The 25933-nt window shown below is 67.3% G+C and carries 17 protein-coding genes and 7 pseudogenes; 5 read left to right on the plus strand and 19 right to left on the minus strand.

Annotated features, from left to right (window positions below; all coding sequences use genetic code 11):
• Nucleotides 1–9 precede the first annotated feature (9 nt).
• Together OR16_RS20405 and OR16_RS20410 are read left to right on the plus strand one after the other, a co-directional pair.
• Entirely contained in the window at nt 10–1749 is a 1740-nt protein-coding gene (locus tag OR16_RS20405; protein ID WP_006159845.1) for a nitrite/sulfite reductase, read from the plus strand.
• Complete coding sequence (locus OR16_RS20410; protein WP_006159846.1) at nt 1742–2323, plus strand: DUF934 domain-containing protein; 582 nt, start codon at nt 1742–1744, stop codon at nt 2321–2323. The genes OR16_RS20405 and OR16_RS20410 overlap by 8 nt, the downstream gene beginning before the upstream one ends.
• On the opposite strand, the gene OR16_RS20415 is transcribed toward OR16_RS20410, so the two are convergent.
• The 7 genes and pseudogenes from OR16_RS20415 to mdlC all read right to left on the minus strand — a co-directional run bounded on the left by OR16_RS20415 (nt 2289) and on the right by mdlC (nt 9996).
• Nucleotides 2289–3149: an alpha/beta fold hydrolase gene (locus tag OR16_RS20415; RefSeq protein ID WP_100227936.1), complete on the minus strand. Its 861-nt coding sequence runs from the start codon at nt 3147–3149 to the stop codon at nt 2289–2291. The genes OR16_RS20410 and OR16_RS20415 overlap by 35 nt on opposite strands.
• A gap of 89 nt (nt 3150–3238) precedes the next feature.
• Nucleotides 3239–3946, minus strand: a complete 708-nt coding sequence (locus tag OR16_RS20420) for an alpha-hydroxy-acid oxidizing protein (RefSeq protein WP_158001378.1) — start codon at nt 3944–3946, stop codon at nt 3239–3241.
• Nucleotides 3930–4185: pseudogene (locus OR16_RS47330) on the minus strand (alpha-hydroxy-acid oxidizing protein). The gene OR16_RS20420 and the pseudogene OR16_RS47330 overlap by 17 nt, the downstream one beginning before the upstream one ends.
• Before the next feature lie 32 nt (nt 4186–4217).
• Nucleotides 4218–5594: pseudogene (locus OR16_RS20425) on the minus strand (MFS transporter); the annotation flags it as partial.
• 232 nt (nt 5595–5826) lie between these two features.
• Complete coding sequence (locus OR16_RS20430) at nt 5827–6783, minus strand: ketopantoate reductase family protein (RefSeq protein ID WP_050983041.1); 957 nt, start codon at nt 6781–6783, stop codon at nt 5827–5829.
• Nucleotides 6784–6857: 74 nt separating this feature from the next.
• Nucleotides 6858–8309 (minus strand): aldehyde dehydrogenase, encoded by a 1452-nt coding sequence (locus OR16_RS20435; RefSeq protein WP_006159851.1) that lies wholly within the window; start codon nt 8307–8309, stop codon nt 6858–6860.
• Between the two features lie 73 nt (nt 8310–8382).
• Nucleotides 8383–9996 carry a benzoylformate decarboxylase gene (gene mdlC / locus OR16_RS20440; protein WP_006159852.1) on the minus strand — a complete coding sequence of 538 codons (1614 nt, stop codon included), beginning with the start codon at nt 9994–9996 and terminating at the stop codon, nt 8383–8385.
• Between the two features lie 131 nt (nt 9997–10127).
• On the opposite strand from mdlC, the pseudogene OR16_RS20445 reads away from it, so the two are divergent.
• A pseudogene (locus OR16_RS20445) lies at nt 10128–11029 on the plus strand (LysR family transcriptional regulator).
• Nucleotides 11030–11076: 47 nt separating this feature from the next.
• On the opposite strand, the pseudogene aceE reads toward OR16_RS20445, so the two are convergent.
• From aceE to OR16_RS20460, 3 genes and pseudogenes are all read right to left on the minus strand, one after another.
• Nucleotides 11077–13585, minus strand: a pseudogene (gene aceE / locus OR16_RS20450) (pyruvate dehydrogenase (acetyl-transferring), homodimeric type).
• Between the two features lie 31 nt (nt 13586–13616).
• A complete protein-coding gene (locus OR16_RS20455) occupies nt 13617–14612 on the minus strand; it encodes a Bug family tripartite tricarboxylate transporter substrate binding protein (RefSeq protein WP_237717134.1) in 996 nt (331 codons plus the stop codon).
• Between the two features lie 135 nt (nt 14613–14747).
• Entirely contained in the window at nt 14748–15764 is a 1017-nt protein-coding gene (locus tag OR16_RS20460; protein ID WP_006159859.1) for a 1-aminocyclopropane-1-carboxylate deaminase, read from the minus strand.
• A 223-nt stretch (nt 15765–15987) separates the two neighbouring features.
• Between OR16_RS20460 and OR16_RS20465 the strand changes: the two genes are divergently transcribed.
• On the plus strand, nt 15988–16497 hold the full coding sequence (locus OR16_RS20465; protein WP_043420409.1) for an Lrp/AsnC family transcriptional regulator: 510 nt from the start codon (nt 15988–15990) through the stop codon (nt 16495–16497).
• Here OR16_RS20465 and OR16_RS20470 read toward each other — a convergent pair.
• The 6 genes and pseudogenes from OR16_RS20470 to OR16_RS20495 form a co-directional block, all read right to left on the minus strand.
• Nucleotides 16460–17920 carry a M20 family metallopeptidase gene (locus OR16_RS20470; RefSeq protein ID WP_006159861.1) on the minus strand — a complete coding sequence of 487 codons (1461 nt, stop codon included), beginning with the start codon at nt 17918–17920 and terminating at the stop codon, nt 16460–16462. The two genes, OR16_RS20465 and OR16_RS20470, sit on opposite strands and share 38 nt — an antisense overlap.
• A gap of 51 nt (nt 17921–17971) precedes the next feature.
• Nucleotides 17972–18709: an ATP-binding cassette domain-containing protein gene (locus OR16_RS20475; protein WP_043420411.1), complete on the minus strand. Its 738-nt coding sequence runs from the start codon at nt 18707–18709 to the stop codon at nt 17972–17974.
• A complete protein-coding gene (locus OR16_RS20480; protein ID WP_006159863.1) occupies nt 18669–19616 on the minus strand; it encodes an ABC transporter ATP-binding protein in 948 nt (315 codons plus the stop codon). Before OR16_RS20480 ends, OR16_RS20475 begins: the two co-directional genes overlap by 41 nt.
• 28 nt (nt 19617–19644) lie before the next feature.
• Complete coding sequence (locus OR16_RS20485; RefSeq protein ID WP_006159864.1) at nt 19645–20595, minus strand: ABC transporter permease; 951 nt, start codon at nt 20593–20595, stop codon at nt 19645–19647.
• 23 nt (nt 20596–20618) lie between these two features.
• Nucleotides 20619–21203, minus strand: a pseudogene (locus tag OR16_RS20490) (ABC transporter permease); the annotation flags it as partial.
• Nucleotides 21199–22680 carry an ABC transporter substrate-binding protein gene (locus tag OR16_RS20495; protein WP_006159866.1) on the minus strand — a complete coding sequence of 494 codons (1482 nt, stop codon included), beginning with the start codon at nt 22678–22680 and terminating at the stop codon, nt 21199–21201. The pseudogene OR16_RS20490 and the gene OR16_RS20495, both read right to left, overlap by 5 nt.
• A gap of 287 nt (nt 22681–22967) precedes the next feature.
• On the opposite strand from OR16_RS20495, the pseudogene OR16_RS46085 reads away from it, so the two are divergent.
• Nucleotides 22968–23705, plus strand: a pseudogene (locus tag OR16_RS46085) (LysR substrate-binding domain-containing protein); the annotation flags it as partial.
• Here the strand turns inward: OR16_RS46085 and OR16_RS20505 are convergent.
• The 3 genes and pseudogenes from OR16_RS20505 to OR16_RS41580 form a co-directional block, all read right to left on the minus strand.
• Nucleotides 23618–25261, minus strand: a complete 1644-nt coding sequence (locus tag OR16_RS20505; RefSeq protein WP_081488840.1) for an EAL domain-containing protein — start codon at nt 25259–25261, stop codon at nt 23618–23620. The pseudogene OR16_RS46085 and the gene OR16_RS20505 sit on opposite strands and share 88 nt — an antisense overlap.
• Before the next feature lie 38 nt (nt 25262–25299).
• Nucleotides 25300–25620, minus strand: a pseudogene (locus OR16_RS47335) (type VI secretion system baseplate subunit TssF); the annotation flags it as partial.
• 10 nt (nt 25621–25630) lie between these two features.
• The coding region (locus tag OR16_RS41580) for a hypothetical protein (RefSeq protein WP_192816443.1) at nt 25631–25933 on the minus strand (303 nt) is incomplete at its 5' end.

A 25933-nucleotide genomic window follows, 5' to 3' on the forward strand; every position in this document is an offset into this window, starting at 1 on the left:
AAGTGCTCCATGTATGTGTATGACACCGTCGACCAGCAACTGGTCGACCAGCGCGTAGCGCAGTTCAGCGGCCAGACCGAACGGTTTCTCACCGGCCAGCTCACCGAGGACGAGTTCCGCGTGCTGCGGTTGCAGAACGGCCTCTATATCCAGCGGCATGCGCCCATGCTGCGCGTGGCGATTCCCTACGGCATGCTGGTGTCGCGGCAACTGCGCAAGCTGGCCGAGATAGCGCGGCGCTGGGACCGCGGCTACGGGCACTTCAGCACGCGGCAGAACATGCAGTTCAACTGGCCGCGCCTGGAAGACGCCCCCGCCATCCTGGCGGAACTGGCGACCGTGCAGATGCACGCCATCCAGACCAGCGGCAATTGCATCCGCAACACCACCACCGACCACTTCGCCGGGCTGGCGCCGGATGAGATCGTGAACCCGCTGGTGTGGTGCGAGATCATCCGCCAGTGGTCGATGCTGCATCCGGAGTTTGCCTTCCTGCCGCGCAAGTTCAAGATCGCGGTGAGCGGCGCCACCACGGACCGCGCGGCGGTGGGCGTGCACGATATCGGCCTGCAGGCCGTGGAGCGCGATGGCGAGCTTGGCTTCCGGGTGTGGGTGGGCGGCGGCATGGGCCGCACCCCCATGGTCGGCAAGCTGATCAACGCCTTTGTGCACTGGTCCGACCTGCTCACCTACCTGCAGGCCACGCTGCGGGTCTACAACCTGCACGGGCGGCGCGACAACAAGTACAAGGCGCGCATCAAGATCCTGGTCAAGGACCTGACGCCGGGCGTGTTCGCGCAGCAGGTGGACGAGCAATGGCAGCGGATCCGCGGCGGCCCGGACACGGTCAGCGCGGACTTCGTCAGAGGCGTGGCGAGCCGCTTCACCATGCCGGACCATGATCCCGCGGCGGCGCACGAGGCCGGCCCCGACCCCAAGCTGGCGGCGGCGCATCCGCGCTTTGCCCGCTGGCTGCGCAGCAACGTGCATGCGCATCGCGTGCCCGGCTACGCCGCCGTGACCGTCTCGCTGAAGGCCACCGGCATGCCGCCTGGCGACATCACCGCCGACCAGATGGATGCGGTGGCGGACCTGGCGGAGCGCTTCGGCTTTGGCGAGCTGCGCGTCTCGCACGAGCAGAACCTGATCCTGGCCGATGTGCGCCGCGGCGCGCTGTTCGCGCTCTGGCAGGCGCTGGAAGCGCTGAACCTGGCCACGGCGAACATCGGCCTGCTCACCAACATCATTGCCTGCCCGGGCGGGGATTTCTGCTCGCTGGCCAACGCGGTGTCGATCCCGCTGGCCGAGGCCATCCAGCGCCGCTTCGACGACCTGGACTACCTGTTCGAGATTGGCGAGCTGGACCTGAACATCTCCGGTTGCATCAACTCCTGCGGGCACCACCACGTTGGCCATATCGGCATCCTTGGCGTGGACAAGGCCGGCGAGGCGTGGTACCAGGTGACCATCGGCGGGCGCCAAAACGGCGCGGCCGGCCACGCCCTGCTGGACCAGCACAAGGGCGGCGGCGCAGCGATCGGCCGCATCATCGGCCCGTCGTTCGCGCGCGATGAAATCCCCGATGTGGTGGCGCTGCTGATCGATACCTACCTGTCCCTGCGCGACAGCGAGGCAGAGCGGTTTATCGACGTGGTCGAGCGGGTTGGCCTGGAGCCCTTCAAGCAGGCGGTCTACCAGGACCCGAGGATCGTCGCGCGGCGCCAGCAAGCGGAGCAAGCCCGTGTCTGATCACCAATCCAAGGCACCGCTGAACAATGTGATTCGCAACGGGCAGCTTGAAGCAGACATCTGGCGCGCCTTCGTGCCGCACGAGAATGCGCCTGTCTCGGCCACGCAAGCGCTGCCGCCAGACGAGAACGGCTGGCTGGTCACCCTTGGCACGTGGCGGGCGGCACGGGACGCGCTACGCCTGCGCCGCCACCCGGTGGCCGTGTACCTGGGCCCGGATGCGGACCCCGAAGGCCTGCTTGAAGCGGGCGCGGCCACCATCGATGCCACCGGCATCGCGCACCTGGCGATCGACTTCCCGGTCTATACGGACGGGCGCGGCTACTCGCTGGCGCAGATGCTGCGCACGCAGTATGGCTGGGACGGCGAGCTGCGCGCGGTGGGCGACGTGATGATCGATACCGTGCACTACATGGCGCGTTGCGGCTTTGACGCCTTCGCCGTCAAGCCGAGCCACGACCCGCAGGCTGCGCTTGCGGCGCTGGGCACGTTCACGGTGCATTACCAGAGGACGTACCCGGCGGCGGCGGCGGCGCCGGCTATTTCGGCAACCAGCCATCCAGCAGTGCGTTGACTGGCGCGTGCGCTTCGTACTGGACCCAGTGGCCCGCGTTGGTAATGACACGGCCTTCGCGGCGCGGGTTGCCCTGGGTCATGGCCGCGATGGCCGGGACGGGATCCGCCGTCACGTCGTGCTCGCCCCAGGCCAGCAGCACCTCGCCGCCGAAGCGGTCCAGCGCGTCGCGCAGGTCGCCCGAGCGGGAGATGTTCTTGCTGCGAAAGCGCGTGAGGCGGCATGACTCGGTGTGCGCGTACATTGCCATGGCATCGACCTTGGCCGCATCGGCAATCATGAACGCCTCCAGGTTGTAGCGCATCGCCCCCGCCAGGGCCTCGGCGTCGCGCGCCTGGCGCCAGTCCAGCAGCGCGCGCTGCTGGCGGCGGATGCCGCCATGGCCGCCGGAGCCCAGCAGCGCCAGCCGGCTCGCGGTGCCCAGCGATGCGGCCACGTTGGCCGCCACCAGCCCGCCGAAGGAGAAGCCAGCCAGGCTGACCGCCCCGTCGCAGCCGGGCAACTGCCTGATGCCCTTGACGAGCGTGCCGGTCATCACGGAAAGATCGCTGGCGATATCGTCCGACTCGCCAAACCCCGGCATGTCCGGCGCCCACACCGCGCGGTGCGCGGCCAGCACTTCGATATTGCGCACCCAGTGCAGCCAGCTGCCATGCCCGCCATGCAACAGGACCACGGGTTGGCCCTCGCCAAAGCGGCGCCACACCACGCGGCAGCCGTCGACATCGGTGACGATCCGTTCCGCCCGATGTGCCAGGGCGGCCGCCTGCGCTTCGGGTGGGGCTGTGGTGACAGGGGCCTTGCTGTTTATCCGGGTCATTGGCATGGGCGCGCGCCGCCTGGCCTCCGGGCGCGGCTATCTGCCTTGGCGCACCTGGGGATGCCGGCCGCGCGCAAGACGGTTCCGATCCCGGATCATAGCGAATTCCGGATGTACCGTCCCTGGCCAAGCGAGACGACGTCCGGACAACCAAGCAGGGCCAGGGTCCGGTCGATGTCGGCCACGAACATGGCCAGCACTTCGTCCACGCCGGCCTCGCCACGCGCGGCAAGGCCGTAGAGCAAGGGCCTGCCGAGCATGACGGCGTGTGCCCCTAGCGCCAGCGCCTTGACGACATCCCTGCCGTTGCGAAAGCCGCTGTCAACCAGCGTCTGCGCGCCGCCGACGGCCGCCACCACCTCGGGCAAGACGGAGACCGGCGCCGCAAGATCCGCGAGTTGCCGCCCGCCATGATTCGACACGATGACGCCGTCCGCGCCGAGTGCGACGCAGCGCGCGGCGTCGCGGGCATTCAGGATGCCCTTGACGTATAGCTTGCGCGGCCACATGTCGCGCAACGCGGCAAGATCGTCCCAGGAGAAGCTGGCGTCCATGCGGCGCTGGAGCAATGCAGCCTGGGCATCGGCACCAGCACCGGCACCGGCACCGCCATCCACGTTAGGCAGCGTCGGCAAGCCATGGCGGCATTGCCGGATCGTCCACGCGGGATGCAACGCCGCATCCGCCACGATGCGCGGCGTCAGGCGGTACGGCACCGCGAAGCCGTTGCGCAGGTCGCGCTCGCGCCGTCCGTTCACGGTCACGTCCGTGGTCAGCACCAGGGCCTCATAGCCGGCGGACAACGCGCCCCCTGACCAGCGCGCGGGCGTGCTCGCGCTGCACCACATAGAGCTGGAACCACAGCCTGCCGCCGGCACGTCGCGCCACCTCCGCCAGCGCCACGTTGGACGCGGTGGACAGCGTGAACGGAATGCCGGCGCGCGCGGCGGCGCGCCGGATCCAGCAACAGGGCATCGAGCGCATCGCGATTGCGCCGGATCCCGGACTCGTCATCCGCGCCGCCTTCGATGTAGTCGAACACGATGCGGGGCAGCCGGCGTTGCGCCAGGCGCCGGTACGCAGGACCGCGTCGCCGCTGGCCGGCCTACGCGCCAGCTTCGGGATATGCCCCTTGACCGCAAGCAGCGCTACCAGCACGGCGGCCATCGCCGCGCCAAGCATGCCGAGGTAGGACGACGCGCCGCCCGCGGTGATCACCGCCGCGCCCGCGAAGGCGCTGAGAATGGCCCCGAGGCGGCCAAAGGCCAGCGCCGATGCCGTGCCCGTGGCCCGCACTGCCGTGGGGTACACGAAGGCACACAGCGCGTACATGGTCGACTGGACCGCATTGACGAACATGCCGTGCACGCCCAGGCCAAAGATCAGCAACCCCGTGCTGTGGCGCACGTCCACGCCTTGCAGCAGCAGCGCGCTGGCCGCCCCGCCGGCGCAACAGATCGCCAGCGGCCAGCGCGAGCCGAAGCGCGCGATGGCCACCGCGCAGCACAGCGCGCCAATAACGCCGCCGAGGTTGTAGGCGGTCAGGCCGGAGCCCGCGACCGCCACGTTCAAGCCCTCCGACGCCAGCATGGTCGGCAGCCAGCTAAAGGCGCTGTAGACGGCCAGCAGGCACATGAAGAACGCGCACCAGATTGCCAGCGTGTCGCGCGCCTGCCCGGGCGCGAACAGCGCGCCGAAGCCCTTGCGGCTCTGTGCGCCGCGCTCGGCCAGGTCGGTGAAGACCGCATCCGCCGGCAGCGGCCTGGACATGCGGCCGAGCAACCGGCGCAATTCATCCCAGCGGGCCGGACAGCGCACCAGGAAGCGCGGCGACTCGGGCAGGACCAGCATCAGCAGCACGCCCAGGCCCAGCGGCAGGGCGCCGCCGATAAAGAACAAGCCGCGCCAGCCATAGGCCGGCAGGACCACGCTCGCAAACAGGCCGGCCAGCATGCCGCCAAGCGGCACGCAGACGATGGTGGCCGTCACCGCCAGCGTGCGGCAACGTGCCGGGGTGAATTCCGCCGTCATGGTGGTGGAGCTTGGCAGTGCGCCGCCGATGCCGAGGCCGGCGATCAGGCGCAGCACGGCGATCGTCGTCGTGTCCGGGGCGAAGCCGATGGCGCAGGTGGCCGCGCCGAACAGGAAGACGCTGCCGATCACGGCCCACCTGCGGCCGAAGCGATCCGCAAACAGGCCCGCGCACGCGCTGCCGATGCCCATGCCCACCAGCCCGGCCGCCACCGCTGGCGCGAAGGCGCTGCGGGTGATGCCCCATTCCTTGATCAGCACGGGAATCGCGAAGCCGATCAACTGGCCATCGAAGCCGTCCATCACGATGGACAACGCCGCCAGCATCACGACGATCTTCTGCATGGTCGTGTACGGGCCGTCGTCGAGCGCGCTACCCACGTCAACCGGCGCGCCGGCTTGTAGCCGGTTCGCGCTCATGCTGGCGCTCCATGGCGATGCGCGCCGGCCCGGATCGTGGCAAGACGGCGCTTGCGCCGCGCGATGGAAATGCGGCGCGCGGCAATGGCGCGGAATAGATAGTTATTCATGCGTGTCTCCTGTCGATGGGCGCTTTGGCCGGGGCCAGCGCTTTTATGTATTGCGTCTTGCGTCTTGCGTCTTGCGTACTGCGTATTGCACCTTACGTCTTGTGGCCACGACGGGCCGGAACTCAGTGCTGCCGGAGCGGACTGGCGCCCTGTCCGCCGCTTGCCGCCCGGGCTTCGATCAGCCGGACGAGTTGCAGCAGGCTCTCGGTGCACGGCACCGGCACCCCGTGGCGCCGCGCCGCAGCCACCACGGCGCCGTTGATCGCATCGATCTCGGTGCGCCGGGCGGCAAGGATGTCCTGCAGCATGGAAGGCTTGTGGCCGATGTGGTGGCCGATGGCGTGCAGCACGTTGGCGCCGACCTTGTCCGCGTCGACCGCCACGCCATGACTCCTGGCCACGGCCAGCACCTCGGCCACCACGGAGAAAGCTAGCGCCGGGCCATCCGGGATGTTGCCCAACTGGTCCACGGTGCTGCCGGTGACCGCGCACAGGGGGTTCAGCGCGGCGTTGAATGCCACCTTTTCCCAGATCGCGGCCCACACATCCGCGTCGGCGCGGCAGTGCAGCCCGGCGCGCTCCAGCGCCGTGACCGTCCCCGCCACGGCGGGCCGGTCCACGCCATCGGCGCTCATCATCCGCACCACGCCCTCGCCGTGCGAATGCACGTGCCCGGGGCCAGCCAGGTCGGCCGGCCATGTGGTGACGCCGATCAGGAGCCGCTGCGCCGGCACGAACTCGCTGATCGCATCGACGCTGCCCAGGCCGTTCTGCAACGTCAGCACAATGGTGTCCGGCCCCAGCAGATGGCGCACGCCTGCCATCGCGGCGCCGGTGTGCATGGATTTGGTGAAGACGATCAGCAGATCGGGGATGGCGTCCGCCTGTTCCGGGCGCAGCGCCCGCATGCCGTGGACCCGCCGGTCCGTCTCATCGGTCTGCAGGCGCAAGCCAGACCGGCGGATCGCGTCGAGATGCGCGTCGTTGATATCGAGCAAGGTGACGGCATGGCCCGCTTCGGCAAGGCGTCCGCCGAACAGCGAGCCCATGGCCCCGGCCCCGAGAATTGCGATCTTGATCATAGGCCTCGCCGCGATCCGGCGCTGGTTGGATGGAGTTGTCTGGGCGTGGCGGCAACCCGGCCGCCTGCGGCCTAGAACGGGTAGTGGCGCGGCGTCGTCTGCACGGTGACCCAGCGCAGGTCGGTGAACTCGGCAATGCCGGCCTGCCCGCCAAAGTGGCCAAACCCGCTGCCCTTCACGCCGCCAAAGGGCATCTGCGCCTCGTCGTGCACCGTCGGGCCATTGATATGGCAGATGCCGGATTGAATGCGCCTGGCCACGTTCATGGCCCGCGCCACGTCGCGGCTGAACACCGCCGCCGACAGCCCGTACTCGTTGTCGTTGGCGCAGGCGATGGCTTCGGCTTCGCCGCTGACGCGCACGATGGGCTTGACCGGGCCGAACGACTCTTGCGCATAGATCCGCATCCGCGGCGTGACGTGATCGAGCAGCGTGGCCGGCATCAGCGTGCTGTCCGCCTTGCCGCCGCACAACAGCTTCGCGCCCTTGGCCAGGGCGTCGTCGATCAGGGCGTTGCAGCGCGCAACGGTGCTCATGTCGACCACGGAGCCCAGCACCACCGGCCCCTTGCGCGGATCGCCCAGCGGCAGCGCGCTGGCCTTGGCCGCCAGTTGCGCGACAAAGGCGTCGGCGATCTTGTTGTCGACGATGATGCGCTCGGTCGACATGCAGATCTGGCCCGAATTGGCGAACGCGCCAAAGGCGGCGCCGGCGACGGCGGCGTCGATATCGGCGTCGTCCAGCACCAGCAACGGGGCCTTGCCGCCCAACTCGAGCACCACCGGCTTCAAGTGCCTGGCACAGCTAGCGGCGATGACCTTGCCCACGCGGGTGGAGCCGGTGAAGTTCACGCGCCGTACCGCCGGATGGGCGATCATGGCCTCCACGAGCTCGCCCGCATCGGCCGGCGCATTGGTGACGAAATTCACCACGCCCCTGGGCAGGCCGGCTTCCTGCAAGGCCTCGATAATCAACCCGTGCGTGGCCGGACAGATCTCCGAGCCCTTCAGCACGACGGTGTTGCCGCAGGCCAGCGGCAAGGCGATGGCGCGCACGGCCAGGATGACCGGGGCGTTCCAGGGCGCCATGCCGAGCACCACGCCGGCCGGCTGGCGCACGCCCATGGCCAGGCTGCCCGGCACGTCCGACGGAATGACCTCGCCATGGATCTGCGTGGTCAGGCAGGCCGCTTCAAGCAGGCCGGCCGCGGCCAGGTGCACGTTGAAGCCGGCCCACATGGCCGACGCGCCGGTCTCGGCGGCCATTGCGGCGGCAAAGGCTTCGCCCCTGGCCTCCAGCGCATGCGCGGCCTTGGTCAGCAGCGCGCGGCGCTCGCTCGGGCCGATGGCGGCCCAGGCCTCGAAGGCCGCGGCGGCGGCGTCCACCGCCGACAGCGCATCGGCTACGGTCGCGGCCGGGGCCACGGTGGCTACCTCGCCGTCCAGCGGATTGCGGCGCTCGAAGGTGGCGCCATTGCCGGCCTGGCGTTGTTGGCCGTCGATCAGCAGCGAAATCTTCTGCATCCTTGTCTCCTTTGTTTGTTTCCCCGCGGTTTGCTTCCGCGCGGTTTGCTTTCCTGCGGCCCAGGTTCGCGTCTCAGGCAACCTCGACCTCAACCAGCCTCGGTACCGCCGAGCGCAGCCCGTCGGCCAGCGCATCGCGCAGCCGTGCCGCGTCCCGCACGCGCACGCCTTCGCAACCCATGCCATTCGCCAGCGCCACGAAATCGATCCCCGGCAGGTCCGTGCCCTGCACCGTATCGGCCGGGGCAAAGCCGAACTCCGGCGCGAAATCCTGCAGCGCGGCGTAGCGCGCGTTGTTGAGGATCACGAAGGTGATCGGCAGCTTGAGCTGGACCGCGCTCCAGATGGCCTGGATCGAGTACATGCTGGAGCCGTCGCCAATCAGCGCGATGACCCGCGCCGCCGGCCGCGCCAGCGCCACGCCAACGGCTGCGGGCATGCCGTAGCCCAGACCGCCGCTGTCCATGGTGTAGAAGGTGCCGCTTTGCGTGAACGGCAGGTAGCCCTGCATGACGGGCCGCGCGCTGGGCGCTTCTTCCACCACGATGTCGGCGGCGTCGCGCACCTCGGCCAAGGTCTGGAGCACATAGGCGGTGGACATCAGCCGCGCCGGCTCGGCATGCGCACGCGGCTGGCGCGGGGCAGGCAACGGGCGTGCCCTGGGCGCGGGACGCGCCAGCAGGTCGAGCACGCCGAGCCGGATATTGCCCACCACCGATGCGCCCACCGGCGTCCAGGCCGCGATGGCGGGATCGTCGATCAGCTGATACAGCGTGGCGCCCTCCGGCACGTGGGGGCCGGCGCCTTCCACATGGTAGGTAAAGGCCGGCGCGCCCAGCACCAGGATCAGGTCGTGCCCGCCCAGCAGCCCGACGATCTTCTCGCGCATGGCGGGCAGGAATCCGGCGAACAGGCGATGGTCCTCCGGGAAGCCGCAGCGCCCGGACATGGGCGCCACGTAGACGCGCGCATTGTGCGTCTCGGCCAGGCGCACCACCTCGTCCCACGCACCGGCGCGATCGACCGCGCCGCCGATGACAAAGGCCGGCCGCTCGCAGGCATCCAGCGCGGCGCCAACGCACCCGATCGCCGCCGGATCGGGCCGCACCCCGGTGCTGACGGCGCGCGCGGCCACCTGTTCGGCCGGCTGGTCCCAGTCGTCCACCGGGATCGAGACCAGCACGGGGCCGCGCGGCTCCTGCATCGCCACGTAATAGGCCCGTGCGATGGCCAGCGGCACATCGGCGGCGCGCGCCGGCTCGATACTCCACTTGACGTACGGCTTGGCCAGCTCGGTGGCCTGCGTGGACGACAGGAAGGGATCGAACGGCAGGATCGAGCGGGCCTGCTGGCCCGCCGTGACGATCATCGGCGTGCGGTTCTTGAACGCGGTAAAGATATTGCCCATGGCGTTGCCGACGCCAGCCGCCGAATGCAGGTTGACCAGCGACGCATTGCGGCTGGCCTGCGCGAAACCGTCGGCCATGCCCACCACCACCGCCTCCTGCAACCCGAGCACGTAGCGGAAGTCGGCGGGGAAATCCCGGAACATCGGCAACTCGGTCGAGCCGGGATTGGCAAACACCGTGGTGATGCCAAACTGGCGCAGCAGGTCGATCACGGCGTCGCGCACGGTGATGGTTGCGTTGCGCGCGGCGCCCGCCACGGTTGTCGTGCTACCGGTCATGCCAATCTCTCCCGTCGATGAATTCGGTTGGCCGCCTGGCCCATGCCCGGCGCGTGTTTAGTGCGCAAAGTATGGGAGCCACACCCTTGATTGAATATTGCCTTTTTGGTCAGAAGGCATTACTTTTGAGCATGACTTTCGACCTGCGCCAACTCAAGGCCTTCACCACCATCGTCGCCAGCGGCAGCCTGGCCGGGCGGCCGACGCGCTGCATGTGACCCAGCCTGCCCTGAGCCGCACCATCAAGCGCCTGGAGGACGAGCTTGGCGCGCCGCTGTTCGAGCGGCACGCCAAGGGCATGCAGCTCACCGCGGTGGGCAGCGCCCTGCTCCCCCATGCCACCCTGCTGCAACGCGAGGCCGAGCACGCGCGCGAAGAGATCGATGCCATGCGCGGCCTGGCCAAGGGCACCATCAAGGTGGGCGCGGTGGGCAGCATCGCCAGCCTGGTGCTGCCGCTGGCGGTTGGCCGGGTCACCAAGGCGTGGCCGAACCTGCGGGTGGAGATTACCGAGGGCGTGTGGGATCGGCTGGCGGAAAGCCTGGTCCGGCATGAGATCGACCTGGCGCTCAGCATCTGCGCGCCGGATACGGACGAGATCGAGGCCATTGCCGACTGCCGCTGGGAGGACAGCAGCTATGTGGTGGCGGCGCCGGGCCACCCGCTGCGGCGCAAGCCGGCACTGACCCTGGCCGATACCCTGGACCAGCAATGGGCAGTCCCACCCCGGGGCACCGGGCCGTTCGAGCACATGCGGCAGGTGTTCGCGGCACAGGGGCTGGGCCTGCCGAACATCGTCGTGCAGACGCGTTCGGTGACCGCCTTGAAGAGCCTGGTCGCGCAATCCGGCTTTCTGAGCTGGATGGCCGAGCCGATGGTCGAAGCCGAGCGCAAGGCCGGCGTGATCGACATCCTGGACATTCCCGGTGGGGTCGGCACGCGTACGCTAACGGCCTTCCGGCGGCGCCAGGGCATCCTGCCCGGCCCTGCGGTCAAGCTGCTGGAAGCGCTGCGCCAGCTGACCGCGGCGTGACGAGGCCTGTGCCTCATCGCCAGCTATATAGCCAGCTATATAGCCGGCTATATCGACGCCAGCGAAATCACCTCGGCGAGGTGCCTCTTTTCGCAAGCCAGTTCCCCCGCGACAATCTCCGCCACCGCGGCCAGGCTTGCCTGGACGATGGCTGCGGCATCGACCTCGAAATAGCGGCGCAGTGCCGCCCGCGAATCGCTTCGCCCGAAGCCATCGGTGCCCAGCGTCACATAGCGGCGCCCCGGCGGGATGAAGGCACGCACCAGTTCCGGCAGTGCACGGACATAGTCGGTGGCCGCGACAATCGGGCCGCCGCCCGCCTCGAGCTGCCGCCCGAACCAGCTATCGATTGCCGCAATGTCGCCGTGGCGCCATAGGCGTTCGCGCTCCACCCCCTTCGCGCGCCAGCTCGATGTAGCTGGTCACGCTCCAGACATCGGCGGCAATGCCGTGCTCCCGCTCGAGCTGGCGCGCTGCCTTCAGGACTTCACCCATGATCGCCCCGCTGCCGAACAACTGCACGCGGTGGTCGAATGTCCCGCCGCGGCGCAGCAGGTACATGCCCCGCACCACGCCTTCGTGCGCTTCGGCCGGCAGGCTCGGATTCTCGACGCTTTCATTGGTGACGGTGACGTAGTAGAACTCGTCGGCCTGTTCACTGACCATGCGCCGCATGCCATGGTCGACGATGACCGCCAGTTCCCCGGCGAAGGCCGGATCGTAGGCGCGGCAGTTGGGAATGGTCGAGGCCGCCAGGTGGCTAGTGCCGTCCTGGTGCTGCAGGCCCTCGCCCCCGAGCGTGGTCCGTCCCGAGGTGGCGCCGATCAGGAATCCGCGTGCCCGCTGGTCGGCAGCGGCCCAGATCAGGTCGCCCACGCGCTGGAAGCCGAACATGCTGTAGTAGATATAGAACGGCAGCATGGCGGTGCCGTGCGTCGAGTAACTGGTGGCCGCCGCGGTCCACGAGGACAGCGCGCCGGCTTCCGTGATGCCCTCCTCCAGGATCTGGCCATCCTTGACTTCCCGGTACGACAGCATCGAAGCCGCATCTTCCGGCTGGTAAAGCTGGCCGAACGGCGCGTAGATACCCACCTGGCGGAACAGGTTCGCCATGCCGAAGGTCCGCGCCTCGTCGGCGACGATCGGCACGATCCGCGGGCCCAACACGGGATCCTTGAGCAAGGCGCCCAGGTAGCGCACCAAGGCCATGGTGGAGCTCATGGCCTTGCCATCGGCGTGCAGGGCGAACGCGGCGGTCTTGTCCAGCCCTGGCACCGGCAACCGCTCGGCGCCAGGATGGCGTGCAGGAAGATAGCCGCCGAGGGCGGCGCGCCTGGCCTGCAGGTAGCGGATCTCCGGGCTGTCCTGCGCTGGCCGGTAGAACGCGGCCTGAGCCACCTGTTCGTCGGTCAGCGGCAACTGGAACCGATCCCTGAACGCGAGCAGATCGTCCGGGCCGAGCTTTTTTGCTGGTGCGTGGTCATGCGGCCTTGCGCAATGGCGCCCATGCCGTAGCCCTTCATGGTCTTGGCCAGCACGACGCAGGGACGCCCAAAGCGCTTCGCGGCTTCGGCAAATGCCGCGTAGATCTTCGCCGGATCGTGCCCGCCCCGGCGCAGGCGGTCGATCTCGTCGTTGGAGAGATGCGCCACCAGCGCGCGCAGCGCCGGCGTCTTGCTGAAGAAGTTCTCGCGATTGAATGCGCCATCGTTGGCCGAGAGCGTCTGGAATTCTCCGTCCACGGTCTGCGCGAACGCACGGCTGATGGCGTGATCATGGTCACGCGCCAGCAGCGCGTCCCACTCCGACCCCCACAGGCACTTGACGACATGCCATCCCGCCCCCGCGAACAGCGCCTCGAGCTCATCGACAATGCGCCCGTTGCCGCGCACCGGCCCGTCCAGGCGCTGGAGATTGCAGTTGATGACGAACGTACAGTTGTCCAGCTTTTCCCGGGCGGCCAGCGTCAGCGCCGCAATCGACTCTGGCTCGTCCATCTCGCCATCGCCGGGCAACGATCTCTTGCCGGTAGTGGCAAAGCGAGGCTTCGTCCAGCCGGCCTTCCAGGAAGGCACGCGCATAGACGCCGGGCGCCGAATGCGGCTGGAAAAAGACGAGATCCCCGCCCTGCGCGGCACCGGGGCCGCGAAAGAAATGCTGGTAGCCCACCTCGAACAGATCGGCCGCCGAGGCATAGCTCGCGATGTGGCCGCCGAGTTCGCCATGTGCCTGGTTGGCGCGCACCACCATGGCAAGCGCGTTCCAGCGCAGGATCGCTGACAGGCGCTGCTCCATCGCCAGGTCGCCGGGATAGGCCGGTTGCGCTTCGACCGGCACGGTGTTGAGGTAAGGCGTGACCTGCTCCGGCCGCCACTGCAGCCGGTGTTTCCTGGCATGCGCCAGCAGCGCATCCAGGATGGCGCAGGCGCGCTCCTTGCCCTGCTGCTGGCCCCAGGCCGACAGCACGCCGTCGAGCGCGTCGCACCATTCCTGAAGCTCCTGCGGATCGGTCTGATCGATCGCGAGGGTAGAACCGAATCGGTCACGCGCTGCCATCTTGATACTCTCCCGCCGGCACCTGCCCGGCTCAATTTGCCTGGATGCTGGCCTTCTGGGCAATGGCCCGCATGCGCGGCAGGTCCTTGTCGATCATGGCCACGACTTGTTCCGGCGTGGCATAGGACGGCTCCAGGCCGTTAGCCACGAGTTTTTCCTGGATATCCTGGTCTTTCATGGTCTGCGCCAGGGCCTTCTCGAGCCGTGACTTGACCTCGGGAGGCAGGCCGCGCGGGGCCGCGATCGCCACCCACGAATCCGCATCGAAACCGGGGAAGCCGGATTCCGCGACGGTCGGCACCTCCGGCAGCAGGGTCGCGCGCCTGGCGCCGGTCACTGCGATGCCCTTGATCTTGCCGCTCTTGATATGCGGCAGGGATGCGGCAACGGTGTCGACCGAGAAGGGAATCTGCCCGCCGATCAGGTCGGCAATGGCCGGGGCGCTACCCTTGTAGGGAATGTGCTGGAGCTTCATGCCGGTGGCGCCCAAGACCATCTCGCCAGCGAAATGGCCGGTCGTGCCATTGCCGAACGAGCCGTAGGCATATTTGCCCGGCGCTGCCTTCACCGCCGCCATCATCTGCTTGAGGTTGTCCGCCGGGACATCGCGATTGGCCAGCAAGATCAAGGGCACACGTGCAACCAGGCCAATCGGCTCGAAGCTCTTCACCGGATCGTAGGGCAGGTTGGCGTTGATGGCGGGATTGACCGTGAAGGTCGAGCCTGAACTGATGAACAGCGTGTAGCCGTCGGGCGCGGACTTTGCCACATAACCGGCGCCAACGATCGTGCCGGCGCCCGCGCGGTTCTCGATGACCACGGCCTGGCCGAGACGATCGCCCAGCTTCTTGCCAACCAGGCGTCCAATGATGTCGACCGCCCCGCCGGGCGGAAACGGTACCACCAGCACGACTGGCTTGGCGGGATAGCCCGGACCCTGCGCCTGCACATGCGCAGCGCACACGGCTATTGCCAGCAGCGACAGCGCCTTTACCGCCATCGAAATGCTTCGTGGAACCACGTTCATTCGCTACTCCTGTGATTGAGAGACGGGGGGGCAGACGGGGAGAAAGCTGAGACCAGGGGCTTTGCTGATCAAGTGCCCCTTGATGCCGGCATTGCACTACCGGCGTCGAGGGGACAGTCAGGTGCGCAGGCGGGATCAGCCGTTCCTGAACAGGAAGCTATAGGCGCTCAGCGCCGGGGCGCCACCCAGGTGGGCGTAGAGCACCTTGGAGCCTTCCGGGAATTCGCCGCGGCGGACCATGTCGATCATGCCCTGCATCGATTTCCCTTCATAGACCGGGTCGGTCATCATGCCCTCGAACTTGGCGCTCAGCCGGATGGCTTCGAGCGTATCCTCGGACGGCAAGCCATACTCCGGCCCGCCGTAGCGCGTGTCGAGCACCACGTCTTCGTCGGTGATATCGCGGCCGAGGTCGACCAGGTGCGCCGTGTTGCGGGCAATGCGCAGGATCTGCGCCCGGGTCTGCTCCGGCTTGGCCGATGCGTCGATACCGATCACGCGGTTAGCCCGGCCATCGGCGGCGAAGCCAACCACCATGCCAGCCTGCGTGCTGCCGGTCACCGAGCAGACCACGACGTAGTCGAACTTGAAACCGAGTTCGGCTTCCTGCGCGCGCACTTCTTCCGCGAAGCCCACAAAACCCAGGCCGCCCAGCGGATGCTCGGAGCACCCCGCCGGAATCGGGTATGGCTTGCCGCCGGCCCGGCGCACGCTCTCCATGGCCTCTTCCCAGCTCTTGCGGATCCCGATATCAAAACCGTCGCTGACCAGGCGCACGTCGGCGCCCATGATGCGAGACATCTGGATATTGCCAACGCGGTCATAGACGGCGTCGGAGTAGTTCACCCAGTCCTCCTGCACCAGCACGCACTTCAGGCCAAGATGCGCCGCCACGGCAGCCACCTGGCGCGTCTGGTTCGACTGGATGCCGCCGATGGAGACGAGCGTGTCGCACCCTTGGGCGAGCGCGTCCGGAATGATGTACTCGAGCTTGCGCGTCTTGTTGCCGCCGAACGCCAGGCCGCTGTTGCAGTCCTCGCGCTTGGCATAGAGGTCGACCTTGCCGCCGAGATGCGCGCTCAGGCGTTTCAGCGGCTGGATGGGCGTGGGTCCGAACGTTAGTTGGTGGCGGGGAAAGCGTTTGAGGTTCATGGTGGCAACTCCTGGGCTTCGTGGGTTAGGTCGGTTAGGGGCGGGGATCCAGGCATCAACACTGGCGAAGAACACAGGCATGTGGAACCACCTTCCGTTGATGCTGCGATGGACTCAATCCTAGAAAAAAACACACGAAACGTGGTTGCAAATATTCATCAATTTATGCACTATAAAAAATAGAAAATAACTTTTTTGTACTGTTTATTTTTTACGATCGACAATGAACGAAACAAAATTGCGCACCAAATCCGAGCATCCCGTGCCACTTTCCGAGGCATTGGACCGCACCGATAAAGCCATCCTGCGCGCACTTCAGCGCGACGCGTCCATCTCGAACGTGGCGCTGGCCGCCAAGGTCAGCCTGAGCCCGCCGGCCTGCCTGCGGCGTGTGGAGCGGCTCAAGGAACTCGGTCTGATCCGCGGCATCGTGGCGCTGCTGAACCCGGCCGCGCTGGACGCGGGCATGCTGGTGATGATCGGCGTGGTGCTGGACAGGTCCACGCCGGAATCCTTCTCGGCGTTCGAGAAGGCCGCCCAGAAGGTCTCCGGATGCATGGAGTGCCACGTGGTGACGGGCGAGTTCGACTACTTCATGATGCTGCGCACCAAGGACAGCGAGAGCTTCAATCGTCTCCACGCGGAGCAGTTGCTTTATCTGCCGGGGGTCCGGCAGATTCGCTCGTTCATGGTGCTCAAGCAGGTGCTGTCGACGACGCAGTTTCCGATCTGAAGCCGCGGGCGTGGCGGGGTGCGCGCCGGCTGCCGGCAATGGCGGCGCCGTCTTCGGCGAGGTCCCAGAACACGCCCGCCATGACCTGCAGCGCCTGCCTGGCGACGCTGCCCAGCAGGTGCTCGTTGGGGGCATGCTGGCTGCAGGCCGGATACGAATGCGGGAACCAGAGCGTCGGCAAGGCCAGCACATCCGCGAAGACATCGTTGGGCAGCGACCCGCCAAAGTTCGGCAGTAACGCCGGCGGCTCGCCCGTGGTGCGCTGCACGGATGCCAGGGCCCACCGCACCCAGGCATCGTCCGGGTCCAGGCGGGTGGCCTGCATCGGTTCGCCGTCCGGCAGGACCTCCACGTCATGGAAGCCATGGGCATCCAGGTGCTCGCGCAGATGGCGCATGAAGTTGGCGCTGTCGCTGCCCACCACAAAGCGGATCTGGCACAGGGCGAACGCGTGGCCGGGTATCGCCCCCACCGGGGCGTCGGGATTCCCGGTCTTGAAGGCAAGCACCTCGAACGTGTTCCATCCGTACACGCGCTCGGTGGGCGACAAGCCGGGCTCGCCCCAGCCGGGATCGATCTGGGGATCGGCCGGGCCGCCGCCGACCTCGATGGTGCTCAGCGCCGCACGGACGTTGGCCGGCAGCCCGTCGGGCAACAGCCCGCGGACCAGCACCCTGCCCCTGGCATCCACCACACTGGCGATCGCATGCGCCAGGCGCGTGCCGGCGTTGCTCAGCAGCCCGCCCCAGTTGCCAGAGTGATGCGCGCCCTCGCGCAGGTTGACGCCAAGCCTGACGTTGCGGATCCCGCGCGACCCCAGGAAAATCGTCGGCCGCCCGGCCGCCACGCGCGGCCCGTCCGAGGCGATGAACACATCCGCAGCCAGTTCGTCCGCGTACTTCACGCACACTTCCCGCAAGCCCGGCGAACCGGTTTCCTCTCCCATCTCGAGGATCATCTTGACGTCGTAGCCCAGCCGGCCCTTGCGCAGCGCCAGCACCTGGGTCAGCGCAGCCAGGTTGATGGTGTGCTGGCCCTTGTTGTCGGCCGTGCCGCGGCCATACCAACGGTCGCCGTCAAGCGTCACCTCCCAGGGGGCAAGGCCCGGCCGCCATTGCGCATCCTGCCCGCGCACCACATCGCCGTGTCCGTAAGTCAGTACCGTGAAGGCGGCCTCGGGTTCCAGCCGTTGCGCCAGCATGAACGGCCCACCACCGGCGATGGGATTGTCGACGAGCCGCCAGGTAAATCCCAGGGCATCCAGCTGCGGCCCGATGGCATCGGTCAGATAGGCCCTGAGGATGGCGGCGCCGGCGGGATTCTGGCTCTCCGTGCGCATTGCCACGCGCTGCCGGAGCACCTGCTCGAAGCTGCCGTCGTCAAAGTAGCGGGCCGCGAGTTCGATGGCTTGTGTGCGACTCATGTCTCTGCTTTCCTTTTTCAGGTTGCGTGAATTGTCCGGCGGGGTACCTTCTCAGGCGGCAAGCGTTTCGAAGTCCCGCTTGATATCGGGGATGCCGAGCCCGGGCTCCGGGGTGAGCGCGGACGACAGCAGCATGCGCGTATAGGGATGGGCGGGCGCCGAGAAAATCGCCTCGCGCGATGCCTGCTCCACGATGCTGCCGCGATACATCACGGCAACGCGATCCGCCAGATGCTCCACCACCCCGATGAGAACCTGCGGGCGCAGCATCAAGGCGCGCGCAATGGCCACGCGCTGCCGCTGCCCACCGGACAACTGCGCGGGGTACTGGCCGTGAGTTCGCTTGGGCATGCCCACCAGGTCCAGCATCTCGACGACCTTGGCCGCCTGCCCGGCAGCGCTGCCCAGGCCGTGCAGACGCAGCGGCAGGCCGACGATCTGCGCGACGGTCTTGCGCGGGTTCAGCGAGGAGTAGGGATCCTGGAAGATCGGCTGGATAAAGCGCGACATGGCCTTGCGCTCGGTGGGCAGCACCTCGCGTCCGTTGATCAGCACACTGCCCTCGCTGGGCGCGAGCAGGCCGAGCAGCATCTTGGCCAAGGTGCTCTTGCCGCAGCCGGACTCCCCGACCAGGCCCAGGGTTTCGCCGAGCGCCAGCCGCAGGGAGACCTCGCTCACCGCCTTGAATTCCTCCACTTTGCCAAACAGGCTACGTCTTGTCACAAAGCGCCGGCTGAGCGCGCACAGCTCAAGCGCGTACTCGGCTCTCGGTTGGGGCGTCGTGTTCATGCAGCCTCCCGCGCTGGCACCGCCATGGGCTCGAGCAGATTGCAGCGCGCGCTATGTCCTTCGCGTACGGCCACCTCCGTGTGCGTGCGCGCACAGCGCTCCACCTCCCAGGCGGGGTCTTGCCCGGCACCGGGATGCAATTGAGCAGCCCGCGCGTGTAGGGGTGCGACGGATGCGCGAACAACTCTGCCACCGGCGCCGTCTCGATGATCTCCCCCGCATACATGACCGCCACGCGGTCCGCGATCCGCGCCACCACGCCGAGGTCGTGCGTGACGAAGATGACCGCCGTGCCGAGCTCCTGTTGTAGCTCGCGGATCAGCCGCAGGATCTGCGCCTGGATCGTGACGTCCAGCGCCGTGGTGGGTTCATCGGCAATGATCAGGTCCGGCCCGCACATCAGTGCCATGGCAATCATCACGCGCTGGCGCAAGCCACCGGAGAGCTGGTGCGGATACTGCCTGAGCCGCTGCCCCGCGTTGGCGATACCGGCGCGCTCCAGCAGGTACACGGCGCGGTCACGGGCCTGCGCGCGCGAGCCCCTGCCGTGATGCAGCATCGCTTCGCACAGCTGGTTGCCCAGCGTGTAGGCGGGATTCAGCGACGTCATCGGCTCCTGGAAGATCATCGAGATCTTCTGTCCGCGCAGGCCGGCCATGCGGCGCTCGGGGAGCGCCTGCAGATCCTCGCCGTCAAAGCGCAGATGGTCCGCGCTGCGCTCCGCCCTGGCCGGCAGCAGGCCCATGATGGCCAGCGAAGTCATCGATTTCCCGCATCCGGACTCGCCAACCAGGCACAGCATCTCGCCGCGGTTGACGTGGAAATCGATGCCGCGTACCGCGTGGAGCATGCCGCTCTCGGTCGGCAGGTCCACCCGTAGGTTCTTTACATCGAGCAAGCGTGTCATGCGTGGCTCCCGTCCTTGATTGCCCTGCTTAATGGCGGCCGTCGGGCGCGCAGATGTCGCGGATGCCGTCGCCGAGGAGATTGATGGCAAGCACGAGCACCGCCAGTGCCACGCCGGGGATCAGGATGACCCAGGGCTTGAAGAACATATAGGACTTGCCTTCGGCCACCATCAGGCCCCAGGACGGCGTCGGCGGCTGAACGCCCAGGCCAAGGAACGACAGCGTGGCCTCGAGCAGGATGGCGTGGGCCATTTCCAGCGTCACCACGACCGTCAGCGCGCTCATCAGATTCGGCAGGATCTCGCGCAGCAGGATATGGGAGGTCGAGGCGCCCAGGCTCTTGGCCGCCGCAATGAACTCGGCATCCCGCAACTGCTGGGTCGCCGAGCGGGTGACCACCGCAAAGCGGTCCCAGAGCAACAGGCCAAGCAGCACGATGACCGCCTGCACCGAGCCCCCGGCCAGCGCCGCCATGGCCAGCGCCACCAGCACCACCGGCATGGCCAGCCGCGTGGTGATGACATAGCTGATCACGGCATCGACCTTGCCGCCGAAGTACCCGGCGAGCAGTCCGAGCGTGGTGCCGATCAAGGCCGAGATGGCGACCGCGCACAGCCCGATGATCAGCGAGACCCGGGCGCCGAACAACAAGCGGCTGAGATAGTCCCGCCCCAGCTTGTCCGTGCCCAGCCAATGTTCCGGGCTGCCGCCCGCCTGCCAGGCCGGCGGCACGAGCCGGCGGCCCATGTCCTGCAGATAGGGATCGTGCGGCGCAAGCCACGGCGCGAACAGGGCCGCCAGGACCACGACGGCCAGCAGCATCGCGCCTAGCGTCAGGCCGTAATGCCCGAAGGCGCGGCGCAAGCCGCGCCGCCAGGCGGGCACGGCGGGCAGCGCCGGGAATGGTAAAGACGATGGCGATGTCGGGAACGCTGCGCGCGCGCCGTCCGCCGGCACGGGGGAACTCTCGGTATTCATGTGCGGCTCCGAAGCATGGGCGCTCAGCGGGTATGGATGCGGGGATCGAGCGCGGCGTTGATGACATCGGCCAGGAAGGTCAGGCCGATATAGAAGATCGAGATCAGCAGCACCACCGCCTGCACAACGGGATAATCGTTGCGCGCGATGGCCTCCCACGCCAGTTGCCCCAGGCCTTGCATTGCATACACGGACTCGATCACCACGGAGCCGCCCAGCATGAAGCCAAGCTCGACGGCCGCCAGCGCCACCACCGGTATCACCGCATTGCGCAGCGCGTGCTTGAAGATCACCGTGCCCGGCCCAAGGCCCTTTGCCCTCGCCGTGCGAATGTAGTCGGCCCCCAGCACGTCCAGCATGCCGGCGCGGGTCAGGCGCATCATTGCCGGGGTGGCGTAGTACCCAAGGGCGATGGCCGGCAGGACGAAGTTCCGCCAGTCCGTGTTGCCGGATACCGGCAGCCACTGCAACTTGACGGCAAACAGCAGGATCAGCGTCAGGCCAAACCAGAAGCTCGGCATGGCCTGCCCGATCACGGCCAGCAGCAAGTCTGCCCGCGACAGGCAAGATCCATCTCCCCGTCGCGCCGTCATGCCTGCCGGCTTACTTCCAGCTGGCGTCGTAGAAGCGTGGCACTTCGTCCGGATAGGCCTGGAAGTTCAGTTGCGACGTATAGGCATAGCTGGTCGAGTACGTGAAGAGCGGCGCGGCATAGGCCTGCCGGGCGATCAGGTCCAGGGCCTTGGCGTAATTCGCCTTGCGCACGCCAAGGTCGGCCGCGCTGTCCGCGGCGTCCAGGAACGTCTTGACCGCGCCATCCTTGGCAATGTCGTCGGCGCCCCCCTTGAACCAGACGCCGAGGGAGGCCGAGGCATCGTTGACCGAGTTCGAGCCCCAGGTCTGGAACGTCAGCGGCGCCTTGCCGCCACGGTAGTCGCCCTGCAGCGCCGCGTATTTCATATAGCGCAAGCGCGCCTTGATGCCGACCTTCTGCAGGTCGCCGATGACCGCCTCGGCGAAGTCACGTTCCCGATAGGCGTAGATATCGGTCTCGAAGCCATTCGGATAGCCGGCTTGCGCAAGCAACGCCTTGGCCTTGGCGGGGTCGTAGGCATAGTTGGCGATGCCCTTGGTTTCGCAACCGACCTGGGTGCGATAGCACACCGCCGCAGACGTCTGGCTGCCCCCGCGAACCAGGTTCTTGGCCATGCTGTCGCGGTTGATGGCGTGATTCACGGCCTGCCTCACCCGCACGTCCTTGAAGGGCGACTTGGGATCCGCGCTGCCCTTCGAGTCCATCATCAGGAAACCCACCCGCATGGTCTCGCCGCTCTGCACGGTCACGTTGGGCATGCTGCGCATGGCATCCGCCTGGTCGGAGGGCACGCGCCAGATCCAGTCCACCGCCCCGGTCATCAACTGCGCCACCCGCGTCTCGGGATCCGGAATGATGACGAACTTGAGGGTTCCGATCCTGGGCTGGCCTTGCGGGCTTGCCTTGAAGTAAGCGGCATTCCTGACCATCGTCACGCCCTGCCCGGGCGTGACGGCCGTGATCTTGTAAGGGCCGGTGCCGATGGGCGCCTTGCCGAAGCCCTCCAGCCCCACCTTCTTGAAATAGGCCGCGGGGAGGATCGGCGTCGGGCCGGCGAGGTATTCAAGCGCTGCCGGGAACGGCGCTCTCAGGTGCAACCGGACCTTGTAGTCCCCCAGCTTCTCGGCGCTCTTGACCCAGTCGACGTTCTGCCGCGTGACCACCTTGGACTCGGGAGACACCACGTAATTGAACGTGAACGCCACGTCGTCCGCGCTGAACTTGTCGCCGTTCTGGAACGTTACCCCCTGGCGCAGATCGAGGACCAGGGCGGTTGGCGACTCCCACGTCCATGCGGTGGCCAGTTGCGGCTTGTACTCACCGGATTTGGGATCGCGATAGAGCAGCGTGTCGAACACCATGCGGGAAAGCACCACGCCTTCGCGCAGGTTGTTGTGGTACGGGCTGATGTTTTCGACCTCGCTGTCGGAAGCATAGACCAGCGTGTCGTTTGCCTTGCCCGCGTGCGCCGCTGAGGCTGCGAGCGCCATTGCCGCTATCAGGAGGGACCGTGCCGATGTGACATGCCTATGCGCGCTCATATTTTCGCCTCTGGCCACTGCAGCCGAATGGAAGAAAAGCTAATGGAGGAAAGACAGGGTTGTTCGAATCCTAGATCCTTGCGAACATTGCGAAAAGCATAGAATTCAGATACGTGGTTTGCCTTTTTCGCAAACCATGCTAAGCGTGCAAACTGCGCAACCATATCGATCCAGCCGGAGATGCCGTGTCCCAGTCCCATCGCTTGCAGAGCACAGCGCTGCGCTATTTCCTGGAAGTGGTCCGTTGCGGCTCGATCAGCGAGGCGGCGTTGCGCCTGAATGTCGCCGGATCCGCCGTCAGCCGGCAGATTGCCGGCCTGGAGGAGACACTGGATGTGGTCCTGTTCGAGCGCCGGCCGCGGGGGATGGTCCTCAGCGCCGCGGGCGAACTGCTAGCCACGCATGCTCGCAAGTCCAGCTTCGAGGCAGAGCGGGTCGTGGCCGACGTGCTGGCGCTGAAAGGGCTCGCCACCGGCCATGTCCGCATCGCCAGCTCGGAGGGCTTCGCCATCCAGTTCCTGCCGAGCGTCATCGAGGCCTTCCGCGCGAAGCATCGCGGCGTCCGCTTCCAGCTGTCGGTGGATGCGCCGGCCGAGGTCACCCGCCGCGTGTGCCAGGGCGAATGCGATATCGGCATGGTGTTCAACTACAGCCGGGTCGGGCAGAAGGACGTGAAGGTGGAGCATCGCCAGCCGGCGCCCGGCCTTGCCATCATGCGCGCCGACCATCCCCTGGCGAAGTCCAGGCAGGTTACCCTGTCGCAGCTGCAGGGCTACCCGATGGCCCTGCCGATGGCCCTGCCGGATGCGGATACCACCGTGCGCCAGGTGTTCGACATTGCCTGCATCCGGCAGCGCGTGACGGTCGACCCGGTACTCACCAGCAACTACGTCGAAACCCTGCTGAACTTCGCACGGCTGAACGATGCCATCACGCTGGCCAGCGAAGTCTCCGTGCGCCTGCTGCTGGAGGAACGCGGCTTGTGCGCCATCCCCATCCGGGACCGCGCCATGAGCGAGCGCAGCATCGAGGTCCAGAGGAGTGCTAGCGTCAGGGCACGAACCTGGCCCTCAAGGTCGGCGATCCGCTGCTTCATGCATGCTTGCGTGCTGATATCGCTGATGACGCCATACCAGCGATCGATCGCGCCGCCATCCGCGCCGATGTGCGGCTGTGCACGGCTCAGCATGTGGCGCCAGCTGCCGTCCGGCCACTGGATACGGAACCGGGTCGCGAACGGCTGGCCGCTCGGGATCCAGGCAAGCCACTCCGCCCGGATGCGCAACTGGTCGTCAGGATGGACCGCGGCACGCCAGGCGTCGATCCGGTCCCGCATCGCGCACCCGGCGCGGTCGCGGAAGTTCGGGCTGATGTAGCACAGCGTGCCATCGGGGTCGGCCGCCCAGGCAATATGGGGACTCAGCTCGACCGAGCAGCGGAAATGCTCCTCGCTCTCCCGCAGGGCCAGCTCGGCCCGTTTGCGTTCAGAGATGCCGATGGCAACTAGAGAGACGCCAATCACGTCATCGATGTCGTCGTTCACGCGTTGCCCGACCACCAGGTAGACCTCGCCGTTCGCGGTAATCTCGCGCTCCACCGGGGACCGCGCATCCGCGGCAAGCACGGCATGCGCCAGCGAGCAGATCGAACTGGCGGCGTCGGGCGTGCTGCCCGCGCTGAGCTGGGCGCCGACAAGGGCGTCCACCTGGGCGCCGAACATTTCCGCATAGCGCCCGTTGACATGCACGTGCCGCAAGCGCGTGTCCAGGAAGCACAGGCCGACGGGCGCGCCGACATAGAGCGCCTCCAGCTGATGCAGGCGCTGATACGGCGAACGGTCCAATGGCCGTGGATCCGGCGCGCGCAAGCCAAGCCGCTGGATGAGCGCGGGAATCCGCTCCGGTTGCAGCGCCGGTGCCCACAACCATCCCTGGCCGACATCGCATCCCAGCTTGCGCAGTAGGGTGGCATGCTCCTCGCGCTCCACGCCTTCCGCGACAACGCGCATGCCGATGCTGTGGCCCAGCCCGACGATAAGCGGGAATCCCGTTTGCGTGACAGCGTCCGAGATCAGCGCAACGACCGCCTTGTCGCGCAATTGCACCGGAGACACGTTGAACGCCAGCACAAAGCCCTGCCCCCAGCGCACGGCCTCCCCGCACGCGGTGCGCACGATATGGGAAGTCAGGCGATCGATGAGCCCGCACGACTCCGCGATCGATATGAAGCTGACGGGGGAAACCGGGCCCGTTACAGGGTCAGTCCAGCGGGCGAGCACCTCGAAGCCGACGATGGCGCCGGTTTCGAAGCAGATCAATGGCTGGAATGCCGGCCTAAGCAAGCCGCCATCGAGCGCCGCTGCCAGTCTTGCGCAGGTATCGTCCGTCTCAGCCACTTTCATCCTCACAGATACCGCCGGAAATCCGGATCGTGTCCTATCGAACGGAGCGCCCATGGACCCTGCCCGGCAGACACCTGCGCCGGGCAATGTTCCGCCAGGTTGTGCCTTGACCGGGCGCTTGCGAGGCATAGCGAGCTTTCGCCACGCCCCCCAATGGATATCGGCCAACCTGCCGGCAAATTGAGGTCCTGGCTGCCAAGCGTCATCAGGTCGGGCAGCGATGGAATCATGCGCAGGTAGTGCGGCCAAACCATGCTGACCAGTGCTTCGGTCAGCGCTGCCAGTTCATCGGCCAGCTTGTGGCGAAGGCGCCCCTTCAGGAAGACAAAGCCCTCGAACAGGCGTTCGGCAGGCGGGTCGCGCTCACCAATGCGATCTGAACGCCGTATCCCAGCGGCTCCCAGCGGCTCCCAGCGCGCCTGGGTCGAGCGGACGAGATCCGCGGGGGCGCGCGAGCCGAACAGCGCGCTGAGGAGGTTGTTGAGCATGGTTTTTTCTCTACTTACGCGGGCCTGGAGTGGCCTGTGCCGCGACCCGCGGCTCGCGGCCCACAAAGATGCGCGATGGCAGCACGAAGCCCCGCAACGCCAGCATCTCCAGCGGGCCCTGGCCGACCTCGGTACGCATCAGGTAGCGCACCGGATAGGTCAGGTCCGCCGCCACGGGAGCCCTGGCGCTGCGCGCCGTCAGGCTGTCGGGATCTTCGGCGAGGGTCTGGCCATGCCCATCGGCCGGTGCTTCTAGCCCTTTTGATCCTTCTGACCCCTCCGCCCCTTCTGGCCTCGCTTGCCACGTCAACTG

This window comes from Cupriavidus basilensis OR16, from assembly GCF_000243095.1.
Classification (GTDB): domain Bacteria; phylum Pseudomonadota; class Gammaproteobacteria; order Burkholderiales; family Burkholderiaceae; genus Cupriavidus; species Cupriavidus basilensis_D.

Coding starts and splice junctions, on each gene's coding strand:
- OR16_RS20505 (WP_081488840.1), bottom strand. CDS start 25,261: ATGCCTCGCAAGCGCCCGGTCAAGGCACAACCTGGCGGAACATTGCCC.
- OR16_RS20485 (WP_006159864.1), bottom strand. CDS start 20,595: ATGAATACCGAGAGTTCCCCCGTGCCGGCGGACGGCGCGCGCGCAGCG.
- OR16_RS20465 (WP_043420409.1), top strand. CDS start 15,988: ATGAACGAAACAAAATTGCGCACCAAATCCGAGCATCCCGTGCCACTT.
- OR16_RS20475 (WP_043420411.1), bottom strand. CDS start 18,709: ATGAACACGACGCCCCAACCGAGAGCCGAGTACGCGCTTGAGCTGTGC.
- OR16_RS20480 (WP_006159863.1), bottom strand. CDS start 19,616: ATGACACGCTTGCTCGATGTAAAGAACCTACGGGTGGACCTGCCGACC.
- OR16_RS20495 (WP_006159866.1), bottom strand. CDS start 22,680: ATGGCGCTCGCAGCCTCAGCGGCGCACGCGGGCAAGGCAAACGACACG.
- OR16_RS20405 (WP_006159845.1), top strand. CDS start 10: ATGTATGTGTATGACACCGTCGACCAGCAACTGGTCGACCAGCGCGTA.
- OR16_RS20470 (WP_006159861.1), bottom strand. CDS start 17,920: ATGAGTCGCACACAAGCCATCGAACTCGCGGCCCGCTACTTTGACGAC.
- OR16_RS20460 (WP_006159859.1), bottom strand. CDS start 15,764: ATGAACCTCAAACGCTTTCCCCGCCACCAACTAACGTTCGGACCCACG.
- OR16_RS20435 (WP_006159851.1), bottom strand. CDS start 8,309: ATGCAGAAGATTTCGCTGCTGATCGACGGCCAACAACGCCAGGCCGGC.
- OR16_RS20455 (WP_237717134.1), bottom strand. CDS start 14,612: ATGAACGTGGTTCCACGAAGCATTTCGATGGCGGTAAAGGCGCTGTCG.
- mdlC (WP_006159852.1), bottom strand. CDS start 9,996: ATGACCGGTAGCACGACAACCGTGGCGGGCGCCGCGCGCAACGCAACC.
- OR16_RS20415 (WP_100227936.1), bottom strand. CDS start 3,149: ATGCCAATGACCCGGATAAACAGCAAGGCCCCTGTCACCACAGCCCCA.